Origin of the sequence: Streptomyces sp. NBC_01426 (assembly GCF_036231985.1) — a bacterium.
Lineage (GTDB): Bacteria > Actinomycetota > Actinomycetes > Streptomycetales > Streptomycetaceae > Streptomyces.
In genome coordinates, this window is record NZ_CP109500.1 from 7,495,865 (window position 1) to 7,509,993 (window position 14,129).

Consider the following 14,129-nt stretch of genomic DNA (forward strand, 5'->3'; position numbering starts at 1 on the left):
GGGTGCCAGGTGACTCAGGTCCGCGCCCTGACGGCCCGGTTCCTCACCCCAGGGGAATGACCCGGCAGTGGGCCGTCGCGTCCTTGGACGGTCGTGAGGCGTCGGTGAGGTCTGCGCCGGTGGCGGCGTCACGCCGGGAGTTGCCGACGCCGTGCCAGTCCAGGCACATGACGGTCGCGTCATCGTCCAGACGACCATCGACGGCATCGACGATCGCCCCGATGAGGGTGCGGGCGGCTTCACGAGGATGCAGCGCGCGGGTGCGAATGATCAGGTCCGACAGATCGAGGCTCTCGGCGTTGCGCTCCAGCATGCCGTCCGTCAGCATCACCAGCCGGTCACCCGGCCGCAGGTCCAGCGACTGCACCCGGTAGATGTTGTCCCGCGAGGCCTGGAGACTGAGGCCGAACGGCGGATCAACCTTGGGAACGATCTCCTGTACTCGCCCGTCGCGCATGCGCAGTGGCCAGGGGTGCCCGGCGTTGACGAACTCCGCCCGGCCGTCGAGCAGGCTGATGCGCAGCAGTTGGCCGGTGACGTAGCCCGCGCGGCCGTGATCGTGCATGGCCTGGTCGGCCTGGTGGGCCTGTTCCGCGAGGTCGGCTCCCGCCCGCCGTGCCCGCCGCAGGGCACCGACCATGAGGGTGGCCAGCAGTGCGGCGTCGACGTCGTGACCCATGGCGTCGGTCACGGAGAGCTGGACCGTGTCCCGGTCGAGCACATAGTCGAAGGTGTCGCCCCCCACGTGGTCGGCGGGTTCCAACGCCCCCGCGACCGCGAACTGTGCCGCCTCGCACGCCAGCGACGCGGGGAGCAGCCGGTGCTGGATCTCCGCGGCCAGGCTCAGCGGCTCGGTACGGCGGCCCCACTGGTACACATCGGTGTGGGACCGGTTCGCGATGACGATGTACGCCAACGCGTGCGCGGTCTCGCCGATCTCCCGCATCACCCGCGGACCCGGTGCCGCGGGGAGGAACAGTTCGAGGAGGCCGAGGGCGTCCCCGCGGTTGGTCACCGGGGCGACGACCCGCACCGGCTGATTCCCGCCCCTGTCCTCGACCCTCGGCCGCTGGCTGCGGATCACGTCGTCGTACAGGGTGCCCCGCAGCGGGATGCGCCGGGCCGGCTCACCGGTCTCAACGCTGCCCGCGGCGCCGAGTCGTACGACCGAACGGCCGGTGAAGTCGGTGATCAGGAAAGACACCGAAGCGGCTCCGAGGTGCTCTTTGAGCATGCGCGCGACCACGTCGAGCGATTCCACGGGCGCCGCGGCTTCCGCCGCCTCCAAGGTTCCCGCCAAGGTCATCGCCTCACCCCGCCGGATCCCGCCCACGGGAAGATCGGAGGCCTGCCCGTCGTCCGGCTCTCCTGCGGTCACAGCAACCCCTTACTGCTCGACGCCGGCCCGGGGGCTCCATCCCGGATCCGCGGCGATCCGCGCCTGCACCGGACAGGTCACATTTCATCACAAGCCACCCGTTTCGAAGCGTGACAGCCTGCCCGACGACCCCGGGGCCTGCCGGTTGTTCGTGGGTTCCGGCGGCGTTCAGTGATCACCGGCGCTCTGGATGTTCACGGGAAGTAGCGGCAGCACCTTGGTCGTCCCGCTCGTCGACCGGCTTCGGAGATCGGTCGTGATCGTTCGGCGGAAAGGGAGCCGTGCTGTCCGCGACAGAGGTGACACCATGCGGCGTCATGGCAGATGACAGCACCAGTACGTTTCAGGCGGGCCAGACGGGACTCATCGTCCGGATCCCGGAGGCCGAGCCGGCCGTCAGCGCGTGGCGTGAACGGCTCGACCCCTCGGCCCAGGCCGGGGTTCCAGCCCACGTCACCGTGCTCTTCCCGTTCCTCCAGGAAGACGCTGTCGCGCTCTTGATTGCGCTTGCGTTCGCTCCTTGTCTCATCGATCACACGCTCTCTTCCCGACGGACGGAGAAGGCACCCGCGGCAGCCGCCAGGACTGCCGCCTCCGCTGCCCGTTTCGGGAGTTGCGGATCCGGGTCGGCGCGCAGGAGCACCCGCTGGTGGTAGAGCGGCGCCGTGGCGGCGATCAGCAGGCTGCGCGCGTCCGTGTGCTGTGCGGGGAGTTCACCGCGCTCGATGGCACGCTCGACGAGGATCTCGCACTGGGCGTACCGGTCCGTCCACAACTGCGTCTGGGCCCGCGCGGCCTGTTCTGAGTGGAACGAGGCGGCCATCAGGGCGATGGCGAACGACGGCTGTACGACCAGGGATTCCTGGATCTCCTGGTTGAGGGCCGTCAGATCGCCGCGCAGCGAGCCGGTGTCCGGCGGCTGCCAGTCCCTCTCGCCCGCGGCGTCGATGACGTCGACGAGCAGGCCGCCGACATCGCGCCAACGCCGGTAGACCGTGGCACGGTGCACTCCGGCCCGCGTCGCGACACCCTCCATCGTGAGTCCTTCGTGACCGCCTTCAGCGAGTTCGGCGCGCACCGCATCGAGAACCTGGGCGCGGATGCGGGCGGTGCGACCGCCCGGACGGCGGTCCGACGTCGTGTCCAGTGGGTCTGTCATCGGCAATCAGTATCCGGTTGATCAAGGCGGCAGGGCTGTGCCAGCATCCTAATGCGACAGTTGTCGCCCAGGTCCTGGAGAGGAACCGCTTCCACGATGGCGCCCGTTCCCGCCGACCCCACCGTGCTCCACCCGATGCCCGAGCACCCGCGCGTGGTTCTGCTCGCGCAGCTGGTGACGTCGCCGCTGATTGAGGTCGGTGACTTCACCTACTACGACGATCCGGACGACCCGACCGCGTTCGAGACGCGCAACGTCCTGTACCACTACGGTCCCGAGCGGCTTGTCATCGGCAAGTACTGCGCGCTGGGGACGGGCACCCGGTTCATCATGAACGGCGCCAACCACCGCATGGACGGTCCGTCCACCTTCCCGTTCCCCACCATGGGGGGCTCCTGGGCGGAGCACTTCGACCTGATCACCGACCTGCCCGGCCGGGGCGACACGGTCGTCGGCAACGACGTGTGGTTCGGCCACGGCGCCACGGTCATGCCCGGTGTACGCATCGGTCACGGCGCGATCATCGCCGCCGGCGCCGTGGTCACGGGCGACGTCCCCGACTACGGCATCGCCGGCGGCAACCCTGCCCGGCTCATCCGTACCCGCTACGACCCCGAGAACATCGCCCGGCTCCTCGCCGTGGCGTGGTGGGACTGGCCCGTGCAGCACATCACCCGGCATGTACGGACGATCATGTCGGGGACCGTCGCCGATCTGGAGGAGGCCGCCATCCGGATCGAACAGCCCTGACACCGCGTCCTCGCCACACTGCCCGCACCCGTCCCGCGCCGGAACGATGTACGCACTGCGGCGTACCCGCCCGGCCATGCCTCCACCGTCCGCCCGGCTCCGGGCACCGCCGCCGCGCTTGTTCGCGCCGAGTTCGAGCGGGCGGGACCGGACGCCCGGCCGACCTGGCGCGCTGCGCTGTGGCAGCCGGTCAGGCTGGGGAGGGCCTGCCGAACCAGTCCATGCACAGGACCAGGGCGTCGTCGTCGGGGTCGGTGTCGCGGTAGGCGGCCAGTTCCTGGAGGATCGCGCGGGGCACGGCTGCGGCCGGGAGCAGGCTGGTGGCGTGGATCGCCCGGGCCAGGGCGCGTTCGCTGTAGGTTTCCCCGCCTTCGCGGGCGGCCGCGTACACGCCGTCGCTGACGAAGATCAGGCGGTCGCCGGGCAACGCCTGGAAGTCCTGCGCGGTGTAGTCGGATTCCTCGATCATTCCGAGGGGGAGTTGCGCTTCGAACTCGATGCGGTCGACGGATCTGTCTCTGTAGCGCCACAGCTGGGGAGAGCCGGCGTCCACGACTCGGCCTCGTCCGGTGGCCAGCTCGAAGGACAGCAGGAGGGTGGATACGTACTGGTGTCCGCGGTACTGCCCGTAGATGGCCTGGTCGGCGAGCGCCGCCTGGTCGGCGATGTCGACCCCGGCTCGCCTCGCGTTGCGCAGCGCGTTGATGGCGAGGTTGGTCAGAAGTGAGGCCTGGATGCCTTCGCCCATTCCGTTGGTGACGGCAAGCGTGAGGGTCTCGGCGGTGGTCGACCAGTCGAAATTGTCGCCGTGGATGTCGTAGGCGGGCTCCAGTTGGGCTCCGATGGCGTACTCGGGGCGGGCGCACGCTCGCGCGGGCAGAAGCTGCCACTGCATCTCGGCGGCCAGGGTGAGTCGACTGGCGCGCCGGGCCTGGAGGTAGAGGTCGGTGTCGCGCTCGGCCACGACGATCTCGTGCCCCAGGAGTTCCGCCAGGTCGGTCAGCTCACCGACGGTCTCCGGGGTGCACGCGTCCTCGGGCATCCGCACGGTGAGGATCCCCATCCGGTCACCGCGAACGGTCACCGGCAGGTGGAGGTCCACGGCGCCGTCCTGTGCCGTGGACTGCTCGTACGGCTCCTGGCTGCCGAAGGCCCGGCCCTCGGGGCTGGCCTGTACGGGCAGGGGATCGGCGGTGTGGGGCAGTGCGGTCACCGGTTGGAGCACGGTGAGGCTGTAGTCGGCCATGAGGAGGTCGACCTCGATCGCGTGGTAGTGCTCCATCAAGGCGGCGCGGATCGACCGGAGAAGGTCGTGGGGCGCGGCCGTGCGCAAGGCACGCTCAACGGCGAGGAAGTTCGTCATGGGCGGGATCATTTCTTCGAGAGGGGGTGGATCGGGCGGGGACACACCGGGGAACCGGGGGTCACAGGGTTCGAGGCCAAGGCACTATCTTCGCGTGCACAGGCCTGTTCGGATGCGTCCGCCCGGGACCCGTCATGGCCGGTCGCCGACTGTCACCCGCGGGGAGGCGGTCGACCGGCGGTCCCTCGTGTGCCTCGGGCGACGAGGCGGTCCGTGCGCCGCGCTGAAGGGTGGGCCCAACGCGTCGGTCAGGTCAGGTACTGCGCTGGTCGTGGCTGTCCTGGCGGAGTCGGTCGGTGTGCCAGGTCATGATGTCGATGCGGTCGGCGAGATCGGAGTCCTCGGGGCGCAGGTGGGCCCGGGTGTCGGCCAGGGGTTGGACGAGTTGGGCGGCGTCGTTGTCGGCGAGGGCCTGATTCAGGTCGCCCATGGCGCTTTCGGAGCCGGCGGGAAGGTCGGTGAGAGCGCTGACCTGGCCGGCGAGGCGGCGCAGGTCGGCGGCGTTGTCGCGGGCCCAGGCGGTCACGGTGCGATCGGCGGCGCGGGAGTCGCGGGTGGCCTGGACGCGCTGCTCTCCGGTGCTGCCCGCGGTGCCCGGGCGCAGGCGCAGATAGCGGCGTTCGGCGGCCTGGCGGCTCGCGACGCCGAGGGGGCCGGCGAGGTCGGCCCAGCTCGCGCCCTGATCCCGGGCGGTTTCGATCAGCGCGCTCTCCCACCCGGCGAGCTGCTCGCGGATCTCGCGCAGCGTCAGCAGCGCGGCCAACGCGGGGTGCGGGCCGGATTCAACCGACAGCGGCCCTTTGGCCGTTGGCGTTCCCGCGGATTGCTTTGCTTCGTCCACGGACTTGCTGATGGCCTCCAATGCCGCGGCAGCGGCAAGAAAGGTGACCGGTGCGGGCGGGGCGGCCTCGTTCATGGAGCTCTCCCTTGGTCGCGTCATCCTCCAGATGACGTCTCACTTGTCATCGTTTCGATGACATGTTACAACGGATGCACGTTGAAGCGCATTGGCAGTTTCTGCCTGAACCAAGTGGAGGTGTTTCGCGATGTTGATGCGCACTGACCCGTTCCGCGAGATGGACCGGATCGTCCAGCAGCTGTCGGGTACGTCGGGCACGTGGTCGAAGCCGTCGGTGATGCCGATGGACGCCTACCGCGACGGTGACGTCTACGTGATCGCCTTCGACCTCCCCGGTGTGGACCGTGAGGCGATCGACATCGACGTCGAGCGCAACATGCTCAAGGTCAAGGCCGAACGTCGCCCCTCGGGCAAGTCCGACGGCGTGCAGATGGAACTCTCCGAGCGGCCCCTGGGCGTCTTCTCCCGCCAGGTCATGCTGGCCGACACCCTCGACACCGAGCGCATCGAAGCCGACTACGACGCGGGTGTCCTGACCCTGCGGATCCCGATCGCCGAGCGCGCCAAGCCCCGCAAGATCAGCATCGGCCGAGCCGACGACCACAAGCAGATCTCCGGCTGAACCTGCCTCCTGTGAAGCACGGCGGGGGCCACGAACCGGACCCCTGCGGCAGCGGGTCGGGCATCCACCGCGAGGCCGGCGACCGGCAGACCTCCAGCTGACAGGTCGCCGGCCCTCGGGGATGCCCGGGCTCTCGGCCCCGGCGCTGCCGGTCTCGGTCTCCGCCGCTTCTCACTCTCACTCCTTCCCCGGAGGTGACGTGATGTCGATGCGAAGGGAATCCTTCCTGGCCCACGTCCAGGAACGTGGCGAGTACGAAACGCCGGAAGACGCCGACCGGGTCGCCCGCGTCGTTCTGGCCCTGCTGGGCGCACACCTGGCAGGAACGGTCCGTGCCGACCTCGCCGCACGGCTCCCCGAGTCCTACGCCCTGGTCCTCCTCAACCCCCTGCAGGCCGCCGAACCTCTCCCACCCGAGCGATTCGTACGGGCCGCCGCGGCCTGGATCGAGGGCGCCACCGAGCAGACGGCCCTGTGGGACATCGGCGGCGTCCTGTCTACGACGGCCGCAGCCGCGGGCGACGTCCTCACCCGCGACGTCCTGCTCCAGCTCCCTCCGGGCTACGACCTGTTGTTCGGCCACCCCCAGCCCACCTGACTCCGCCACAGCCCGCGTCGAACCCTCGAAGAGAAAGGCAACCGCACCGCCATGTACGACCAGCCTCGCCTCGACCGGCCCTCCATCGCCATGACGTTCGATCAGATGCTGGAACGCGTGCGCTACGAGGGCGCCTACCCCACCCGAGAGCGCGCCGAAGAGGCCGTCCACGCCGTCCTGACCGCACTCGGCAGGCAGATCACCGGCGACGAACGCGTCGACCTCGCGCACCGCCTGCCCACCGAGGCCGCCCTCATCCTGACCGCCTCGGCACCGGATGCCGAACAGCTCACCGGCTGGGGCTTTGTGAAAGACCTTGCCACCCGCACCGGCGGCACACCGGCGGTCGCCCGCTGGGACACCGGCGCCGTCCTCGCAGCCGTCGCCTCCCTCGCAGGACCCGACCTCCTGGCCCGCATCCTGCACCGACTCCCCGAGGGCTACGCCCTCCTGTTCGGTCAGGCGCAACTGCGACAGCCCCAGCTGGCCGCCTGAATCCGACCCGACGGGCGGCCGCCCGCGGACACGCGAAGGGGCCCGGACCGCGGTTGCGGTCCGAGCCCCTTCGGCGAAGGTCAGTGCTTGAACGTGTCCTTGACCTTTTCCTTGGCCTCGCGGGCGTCGCCCTTCGCCTGGTCGGCGCGCCCTTCGGCGGTGAGGCGCTCGTTGCCCGTCAGCCGGCCGGCGGTCTCCTTGAGCTTGCCCTTGGCCTGCTCGCCCTTTGCCTCGGTCTTCTGCTCACCAGACACAGCCGATCACTCCCTGCACGATAGAAAAGGCTTACAGAGCCCCTTGTGGCCACTATTGCCCTCGCCAAACACCTGGTCTCCCCTTTCAGATCACAAGCCGCCCCCTACGTAAGCGTGTCCGGGTGGCACAGGTGAAAGCTGGGTGTGAGACCCGAATGTGCGGGCACGAGACGCTTCGGAGGTTGATCATCATGGTTCCCCTGCTTCTTGTTCTTCTGCTCGCTCTGATCCTTTTCGGTGCCGGTTTCGCGGTGAAGATCCTTTGGTGGGTCGCGATCGCCGTGCTGGTGCTCTGGCTGATCGGATTCGTCGCCCGCCCCAAGGGAGGCAGCGGCCGCTGGTACCGCTGGTAGCGGCTCCGGCCCACTGGCTCACGTACCGACACAAGGCCCACGGGGCCCACCCCTCCACCAGGGGTGGGCCCCTCCGTCACGTCCGGAGGCAGCGTGAAGCCCAGGACGGGCCTACCGGGTCCGGCGGCTGTTCGACACTCAGTCCTTCGCGCGAAACAGCCGTACTGGACGCGCCGCCCCTCCACAGGTCCAACGCTGTGCCGGCCTGCCGCGCACGTCGACTCACGATGCTTTCCGTCACGGTGGGTGTTTACGGCCTGGCATCTTGGTTACACCAAGTAGCTACAGGTAGTCAGTACCCGACGGAAGGCAGGAACATGACCCTCGTTACCGTGCTCATCCTCGTCGCGGTTCTCGTGCCCATCGTGCTGCTGATCCTGGCCCCCAGCGCCCCGGCGCGGACCAACCCCGTCCCGGGCCATCGCCGGGTGGCGGGCCACCGCCGTTCCCGCACACCGCAGTTGACCGAGATTCCGCATCAGCAGGGCGTCCGGCACCAGGCCCGCTGACCTGGCCGGCAGATACGTCTCGGGGCGGCCCGCCGGTTCAGGCGGGCCCGCCCCGAGGACCGGAGGCGACCCCCACGTCGGCACACGAACGACCCACGTGTCGTTCGGTCACACATGCCGACCGCCACGACGACACATCGAGGCACTCATGATCAGCACCCCCAAGGCTCAGCGCGACCCCGAAGACCTGCTCGGCCCGGCACCCTTAGTGCTTCGTAGGGGGCCGAGGTCGAGGGCCCCTCGGCATCCGGGGCCTCAGGCGCGCGCCTCCGCCGTAGACCGGGCGCCCGCACTCCGACCCTGAAGTGGGGCTTTGCCTGACGCACGCCGTCGAACAGGCGGGTCTTCGTGCTACGCGCTTTCGGCCGCTTCGTGCGGCTTCGGGGCGGGTCCGGTGTCCTGGCCGACGAGGAGCATGGGCGTCTTGACCAGGGCTTCCTGCAATCCCGCGAGGACATCGGTCAGTGCGGTGCGCTGGTGGAAGGGCATGGTGGCGAGCGCTTCGATCAGGAGTTCGTCGCGGCAGGCGCGGATCCGGGCCAGATGTTCGCGGCCCGCGCCGGTGACGGAGAGCATGACCTCGCGGCCGTTGTCCGGGCAGGGAAGACGTTCGATGAAGCCGAGGGCCTGGAGGCGGTCGACCAGGCGGCACACCGAGGGCGGCGCTGCTGACAGGAGACGGGTGAGGGCCCGCATGCGGATCCGGTCCTCGCTCTCGACGATGTACATCACGCGGAGCTGGGAGACGGGGACGTAGGGGGGTGGGATGTCGTTGCGGGCCTGCTCCCACAGGATGTCGAGGAGTTCGACGATGCGGCCGGCCTGACGGGCGGCGGCGTGGACGGGGTCGGGGGTGTGGTGGGTGCTCTCTGGCATGCGTTTTCCCCGTCCGAGGGGTTGGGTGTGGTGGGTTCCGGCTGTCGGTGTGCGCATGGTCGGGCGTCAGGTACGGGTGTCGGGCCCGGTCGGGTGTGGCTGCCGGCCGGGGTTCTCCAGGGGTGCGCCGTCCTCTGACGTATGACGATATGCCATGCGTTGGGGCTCGGCGTGAGCGCCGGTCTGGCCCGGGCCGCGGGGGACGAGGTGGTCCAGGGCGCCGGTAATGGTCAGCATTCGGTCCAGGGCGGGTGTGCGGGCCTCCAGGTGGAGGGTGACGTGCGCGGCGGTGGTGCGGCGGTGGAGCATCAGCAGCATGGCCAGGCCCATGGAGTCGATGCCGCCCAGGCCGCCGCAGTCCAGGTGGAGGGAGCGTAGGCCGGGGGTGTCGGCGAGGTGCGCGGTGACGGCGGTCAGGAAGGCCTCGGAGTTGTCGAAGTCCAGGAACCCGTGCACCTCCAGGCGCAGTACGTCCTCATCGGCGCGGTGGCAGGGGATCAGGTGCAACGGGGTGGAGTCGAAACCGTGCGGCGGCGTCATACGGTGGTCCTGGAGTCGGAGGCGATCACGGACCCTGCCCCGGTGAGGCGGTCTGCGGCCTGGTCGAGCATGAGGATGGCCCGGGGAAAGTCCTTGAGCTGTTCGCTCAAAATGTGCAGGGCCGGGACGAGCGAGTGGGCGGGGACGCCGCGGGCGGTGAGGAGGCCCGCCGTCCAGGCGAGGAAGTCGGTCAGGAGTTCCGGGTCGTCGGTGTAGAGGGCGATGGCCAGGGAGTCCACGATGTGCGCGATGTCCTCGGCGGTGTGCTCGAACTGCGCGGCCGTGTCATCGCGCATGGCCGGGAAACGGTCCGCGAGCGCGTCCATGACAGCGCGCACCAGGGCGCTTCGGGTCCGGGCGACCAGCGTGTACTCCTGGTCGATCAGGTGCGGCAGGTCGTCGAGGGGTTGGTGCGCGGGCGCGGGCAGAGCAAGGGGCCCCTCGTCGAGTCGATCCGCGGCGGAGCTCGCGTCCGGTGCCCAGGCGTCGGCGCCGAGCAGCCGAGCATATTGGCCGTCACGGCCGAAGGCCGCCCCGCCGACCAGAACCGGGGTGCCGGTGGCCTGGACCGCGGTGATCGCGGCGTGTGCGGCCGGGCGGCGGGAAAGAGCGGCGATGACCCGGTCGTTGACGGCGGACGCGGCGTACTCCTGGGCGACGGTGAGGCGGTTGGCCGCCCACTCCTCGCCGACCCTGCGCTGGACGGGGGCGATCAGCTCCAACAGGACGCGCTCCGCCGGTATGCCGTCCTCCAGCGCGCCGAACACCGCGTCTATGGCCGCCTGCTCCTCACCATGGCAGACCGCCTCCCACAGAAGATCGATTCGGTGCTCGCGCGAGGGGGTGGCCATGAGGCTCATGAGGTGAACCTGCCCCGGGTATGGCCGCCCACCGCGCTGAGGTGGTGCGCGCGGGGAGCGCCGATGACCACGACGGCCATGTCGTCGTGCGGCCCCGACCCCACCCACTGGCCGACGAGCATCTGCACATGCCGCACGATCACCTCGGCCGGCATTCCCGCACACTGCGACAACGCCCGCCTGAACCGCTCCTCACCGAACATCTCCTCACCCAGCGGTCCGCCCCGGGCCTCGGTGAGACCGTCGGTGAACAGCACACAGAACTCACCGGGCGCCAAGGTCTCCCACGTGGTCGTCGCCGGAGCCTTGGGGAAAACACCAACCAGAGTGCCGCGCGAGGCCGCTTCCTCCACGACGCCGTCACGTCGCACGATCACGGCGGGCGGATGCCCGGCGCTGGTCACCCGAAGCCGCACCGACCCCGCCTCGCGCACCGCCGAGGCCATCACGAGCGTCGCGTAACGGGTGTGGTGCGAGTTCAGGAGCGCACCGTTGAGGAGGTCGATCATCCGCTGATGATCGTCGGCCATCGGCAGCAGTGCCTCCAGCGTGTTGCGGATCTTGCCCGTCAGGACAGCGGCCTCCAGCCCCTTGCCACAGACGTCGCCCAGCACGGCAAAGGAGGCGTCGCCCTCGGCCTTGCCGGGATGGACGTCGTAGAAGTCGCCGCCGATCCGCTCGTTGTCCTTCGAGGGACGGTAGCCGCCGGCGAAGTCCACCCCCGCGATCTGGTGCAGGACCGGCGGCAACAGGTCTTGCATCAGGGTCTGGGAAAGAGAGGACTGCTCCGCGTACAGGCGGGCCGCGGACAACGCGGCACCGGCGCGGGCCGCGAAGAGACGGGCGATGACCTCCTCGCCCTCACTGAACACCGCCCCCGAACTGCGCCGCAGAAGGATCAACGCACCGGCGGGCACACCGTGCCCGGGCAGCGGCGTCACGACGATCGAACCGACCGGGCCGAACCCCTCGGGAACCACCCAGTCCGGCGCGGACGAGGGCTCGATCCACTGTGAGGGAACGGGCGGGAAGCCCTGGAGCGCCTCGGCCAGACCAGGAACCTCCTCCGGGCCCGCGTCCCACCAGGAACGCCTCGGTGCGCCATCGCGCAGGCAGGTGACGACCGGCAGTCGGCTTCCGCTGCGCGGCGCGATGACCAGCGCGGCGTCCGCGAGATGTTCCGCCGCGAGTTGACCGGTCACCTCCATGCACCGCTCCAGGTTCAGGGAGGAGAGCAGGGTGTTGGAGGCCTCGGCGAGGAACGCGGTCCGCTCACGCTCCACCCGCAGGTCCTCACGGGCCGACCGCAGGTCGGTGTCGTCCACGAGCCACCACACGACGTCCCCGTCGTCCTGCACAGTGGGATGAGCCTCGAAGCTCCGCTCTCCCACCTGACCCGACAACACCGTGTCCTCATCGCGTCCCGCTGTCACCCGGCGCGCATGGCCGTCAGCCAGCCAGGAAGGCACGCTTCCGGTCAGGGGACCACCGGAGCGGAGGTCGGGGAACGCTCGGGTGGCCTGCGGGTTCGCGTGCCGGACCGTGCCCGAGGCGTCCGCGATCAGGACGGGGTAGGGCACGTGCGTCCATGCCATGTGGGACGGAGCGTCAGCGCTCGCGCCAAGGGCCTGCTGGGTGGAAGTCACAACCAGGAAGGCCCGCTACGCGAACCCCTCACCTCATCCGATCGATGTATTGCCGTGCGGCAACCATCGTCCATGCGCCCCCTCCCCTGCAACCCCGCCCCTCACCGATACCCGCCCCGAACAGGCATTTCGCCCGTGGCGTCAGGTCAAAGGGCACCGCATCAACGCTGTCGCTCCACACGCGAGGAGCGGCCACACCCGAGGGAAGGCGCAGGTCAAGGACCTGCGGCAGGCTTCTTACGATGCAGTCGCCGAGGCGCCTGGGGCGGCATGTGAAGAACCTGAGGAGAGACCCCACGGCTCACATGAAACGGACCAAGCGGACAGTTGGCCGGTCGTACTCGCCGTGGGATTCCTCGCACCCCGCAATGCGACACTGCCGGCTCGCTGCCGCCGCGGCATGGGCGTCGCGCAGTGGGGGAGCGGTCAGGCCGGCCGCAGTTCGGCGCTGACCGTCTTGCCACCACCGTGGCTGCGAACGTCGACGCGCTCGGTGAGGCGCTCGATGAGCGGCCATCCGTAGCCGCCCGGCTGGTCGAGCGCGTCGGCGGCAATGACGCTGTCCAGACTGATTCCCGCGCGCCGCAGCAGATCGCAAACCCCGGCACGGGCCGCCGCCGCGGAGGTCGGCACGCGGGCCGAGCCGGGCGCGGGCGCCGCCGGGGGCGGGAGCGGCGGGTGCCGCGACGCTCACGTGACCGCGGTTCTCGCGGGATCCTGAGCCGCGGCTGTCATCGGCTTCTGGGACGCGTTCATACCGTCATCGCCTGCCCATGGCCATGCGCGTCATGCCACGACTCACCGCTTCGGGCACCGGACGTGGGCTCGCACGCCGGCCGAGGTTTGAATCACGGTTGTGCGGGCACGAAGGCGCACACGTCGTCTGCCCAGGGGAGGAACGGATCCATGTCTCAGACCGCCACGAGCACCAACACCACCAGCGCGGTGGAGACCCCGAGGTCCGCCGCACCCGGAAGCGGGCAGCACGCACGGGACCTTCCCCACATTGACAACGCCCGTCAGGTGGCGCCCGCCGACGCCCGGGAACTCTCCCGCCTGTTCCTGGTCCGGCTGCGGGCTCTGGAAGAGGGAACCCGCGAATACCAGTACACGCGCAACACCCTCATCGAGATGAACATCTCATTGGTGCACTTCGCCGCCCGCCGATTCCGAGGCCGCGCCGGCGACGGCATCGACATCGAGGACATCGTCCAGGTGGGCACGATCGGGCTGATCAAGGCCATCGACCGCTTCGACCCCGACCGGGAAGTCGAGTTCACCACCCTCGCCCTCCCCTACATCACCGGCGAGATCAAGCGCTACTTCCGCGACACCACCTGGGCCGTCCACGTCCCGCGCCGCCTCCAGGAACTGCGCACCGAACTCGCCAAGAGCCAGGAAGCACTGACCGAGGTCTTCGGTCGGGCCCCTACCGTCAAGGAACTCGCCCAGCACCTCGAACTCCCCGAGGAAGACATCATCGAAGGCCTGGTGGCGGCCAACGGGTACACCAGCGGATCCATCGACGCCGCCACCAGCTCCAAGCAGCGAACCTCGGGGAACACCGAGGGCCGCTCACTCGCCGAAACGGTCGGCGAGGTCGACCCCGACATGGAGCTCTTCGAGGACTTCCACACCCTCGCACCCCTCCTCCAGTCACTCGACGAGCGCGACCGACGCATCCTGGCCATGCGCTTCGGCCAGGAAATGACCCAGGCGGAGATCGGCATCGAACTCGGCATCTCCCAGATGCAGGTCTCCCGACTCCTCACCCGCACCCTGACCCGACTGCGCACCGGAATGCTCGCCGCCTAGAAGTCGGCTACGCCATGACAGCGAAGCTGATCGGCGGCGCACCGCCTTTGCG

Annotated in this window: 17 protein-coding genes; 7 read left to right on the forward strand and 10 right to left on the reverse strand. The window is 69.7% G+C overall.

Features of this window, described 5'->3' with window-relative positions; translation table 11 throughout:
- Positions 1-43 precede the first annotated feature (43 nt).
- The gene (locus tag OG906_RS33610; RefSeq protein WP_329448205.1) at positions 44-1,306 is read right to left on the reverse strand and encodes a PP2C family protein-serine/threonine phosphatase; all 1,263 of its coding nucleotides are present in this window, start codon (positions 1,304-1,306) and stop codon (positions 44-46) included.
- A 604-nt stretch (positions 1,307-1,910) separates the two neighbouring features.
- The gene (locus OG906_RS33615) at positions 1,911-2,537 is read right to left on the reverse strand and encodes a TetR/AcrR family transcriptional regulator (protein ID WP_329447794.1); all 627 of its coding nucleotides are present in this window, start codon (positions 2,535-2,537) and stop codon (positions 1,911-1,913) included.
- Between the two features lie 96 nt (positions 2,538-2,633).
- On the opposite strand from OG906_RS33615, the gene OG906_RS33620 reads away from it, so the two are divergent.
- Positions 2,634-3,287, forward strand: coding sequence for a CatB-related O-acetyltransferase (locus OG906_RS33620; protein WP_329447795.1), 654 nt, complete (start codon positions 2,634-2,636; stop codon positions 3,285-3,287).
- A 190-nt stretch (positions 3,288-3,477) separates the two neighbouring features.
- On the opposite strand, the gene OG906_RS33625 is transcribed toward OG906_RS33620, so the two are convergent.
- Together OG906_RS33625 and OG906_RS33630 are read right to left on the reverse strand one after the other, a co-directional pair.
- On the reverse strand, positions 3,478-4,650 hold the full coding sequence (locus OG906_RS33625) for a PP2C family protein-serine/threonine phosphatase (protein ID WP_329447796.1): 1,173 nt from the start codon (positions 4,648-4,650) through the stop codon (positions 3,478-3,480).
- 253 nt (positions 4,651-4,903) lie between these two features.
- On the reverse strand, positions 4,904-5,566 hold the full coding sequence (locus tag OG906_RS33630) for an HSP18 transcriptional regulator (protein WP_329447797.1): 663 nt from the start codon (positions 5,564-5,566) through the stop codon (positions 4,904-4,906).
- Between the two features lie 130 nt (positions 5,567-5,696).
- On the opposite strand from OG906_RS33630, the gene OG906_RS33635 reads away from it, so the two are divergent.
- From OG906_RS33635 to OG906_RS33645, 3 genes are all read left to right on the forward strand, one after another.
- Positions 5,697-6,131: an Hsp20/alpha crystallin family protein gene (locus OG906_RS33635; RefSeq protein ID WP_329447798.1), complete on the forward strand. Its 435-nt coding sequence runs from the start codon at positions 5,697-5,699 to the stop codon at positions 6,129-6,131.
- 202 nt (positions 6,132-6,333) lie between these two features.
- Positions 6,334-6,729 (forward strand): DUF2267 domain-containing protein, encoded by a 396-nt coding sequence (locus OG906_RS33640; protein ID WP_329447799.1) that lies wholly within the window; start codon positions 6,334-6,336, stop codon positions 6,727-6,729.
- A gap of 51 nt (positions 6,730-6,780) precedes the next feature.
- Positions 6,781-7,224, forward strand: a complete 444-nt coding sequence (locus OG906_RS33645) for a DUF2267 domain-containing protein (protein ID WP_329447800.1) — start codon at positions 6,781-6,783, stop codon at positions 7,222-7,224.
- Between the two features lie 80 nt (positions 7,225-7,304).
- On the opposite strand, the gene OG906_RS33650 is transcribed toward OG906_RS33645, so the two are convergent.
- A complete protein-coding gene (locus tag OG906_RS33650) occupies positions 7,305-7,478 on the reverse strand; it encodes a CsbD family protein (RefSeq protein WP_329447801.1) in 174 nt (57 codons plus the stop codon).
- A 191-nt stretch (positions 7,479-7,669) separates the two neighbouring features.
- On the opposite strand from OG906_RS33650, the gene OG906_RS33655 reads away from it, so the two are divergent.
- Positions 7,670-7,831: a hypothetical protein gene (locus tag OG906_RS33655; protein WP_037792689.1), complete on the forward strand. Its 162-nt coding sequence runs from the start codon at positions 7,670-7,672 to the stop codon at positions 7,829-7,831.
- A gap of 317 nt (positions 7,832-8,148) precedes the next feature.
- The gene (locus OG906_RS33660; protein ID WP_329447802.1) at positions 8,149-8,340 is read left to right on the forward strand and encodes a hypothetical protein; all 192 of its coding nucleotides are present in this window, start codon (positions 8,149-8,151) and stop codon (positions 8,338-8,340) included.
- Positions 8,341-8,691: 351 nt separating this feature from the next.
- On the opposite strand, the gene OG906_RS33665 is transcribed toward OG906_RS33660, so the two are convergent.
- From OG906_RS33665 to OG906_RS33685, 5 genes are all read right to left on the reverse strand, one after another.
- On the reverse strand, positions 8,692-9,216 hold the full coding sequence (locus OG906_RS33665) for a MarR family winged helix-turn-helix transcriptional regulator (protein WP_329447803.1): 525 nt from the start codon (positions 9,214-9,216) through the stop codon (positions 8,692-8,694).
- 66 nt (positions 9,217-9,282) lie between these two features.
- Entirely contained in the window at positions 9,283-9,756 is a 474-nt protein-coding gene (locus OG906_RS33670) for an STAS domain-containing protein (RefSeq protein WP_329447804.1), read from the reverse strand.
- On the reverse strand, positions 9,753-10,616 hold the full coding sequence (locus OG906_RS33675) for a cobalamin B12-binding domain-containing protein (RefSeq protein ID WP_329447805.1): 864 nt from the start codon (positions 10,614-10,616) through the stop codon (positions 9,753-9,755). Before OG906_RS33675 ends, OG906_RS33670 begins: the two co-directional genes overlap by 4 nt.
- Positions 10,613-12,211 (reverse strand): SpoIIE family protein phosphatase, encoded by a 1,599-nt coding sequence (locus tag OG906_RS33680; RefSeq protein WP_329447806.1) that lies wholly within the window; start codon positions 12,209-12,211, stop codon positions 10,613-10,615. Before OG906_RS33680 ends, OG906_RS33675 begins: the two co-directional genes overlap by 4 nt.
- 477 nt (positions 12,212-12,688) lie before the next feature.
- Positions 12,689-12,895: a hypothetical protein gene (locus OG906_RS33685; RefSeq protein ID WP_329447807.1), complete on the reverse strand. Its 207-nt coding sequence runs from the start codon at positions 12,893-12,895 to the stop codon at positions 12,689-12,691.
- A gap of 273 nt (positions 12,896-13,168) precedes the next feature.
- Between OG906_RS33685 and OG906_RS33690 the strand changes: the two genes are divergently transcribed.
- Entirely contained in the window at positions 13,169-14,077 is a 909-nt protein-coding gene (locus OG906_RS33690) for a SigB/SigF/SigG family RNA polymerase sigma factor (RefSeq protein WP_329447808.1), read from the forward strand.
- The last annotated feature ends 52 nt before the right edge of the window (positions 14,078-14,129 follow it).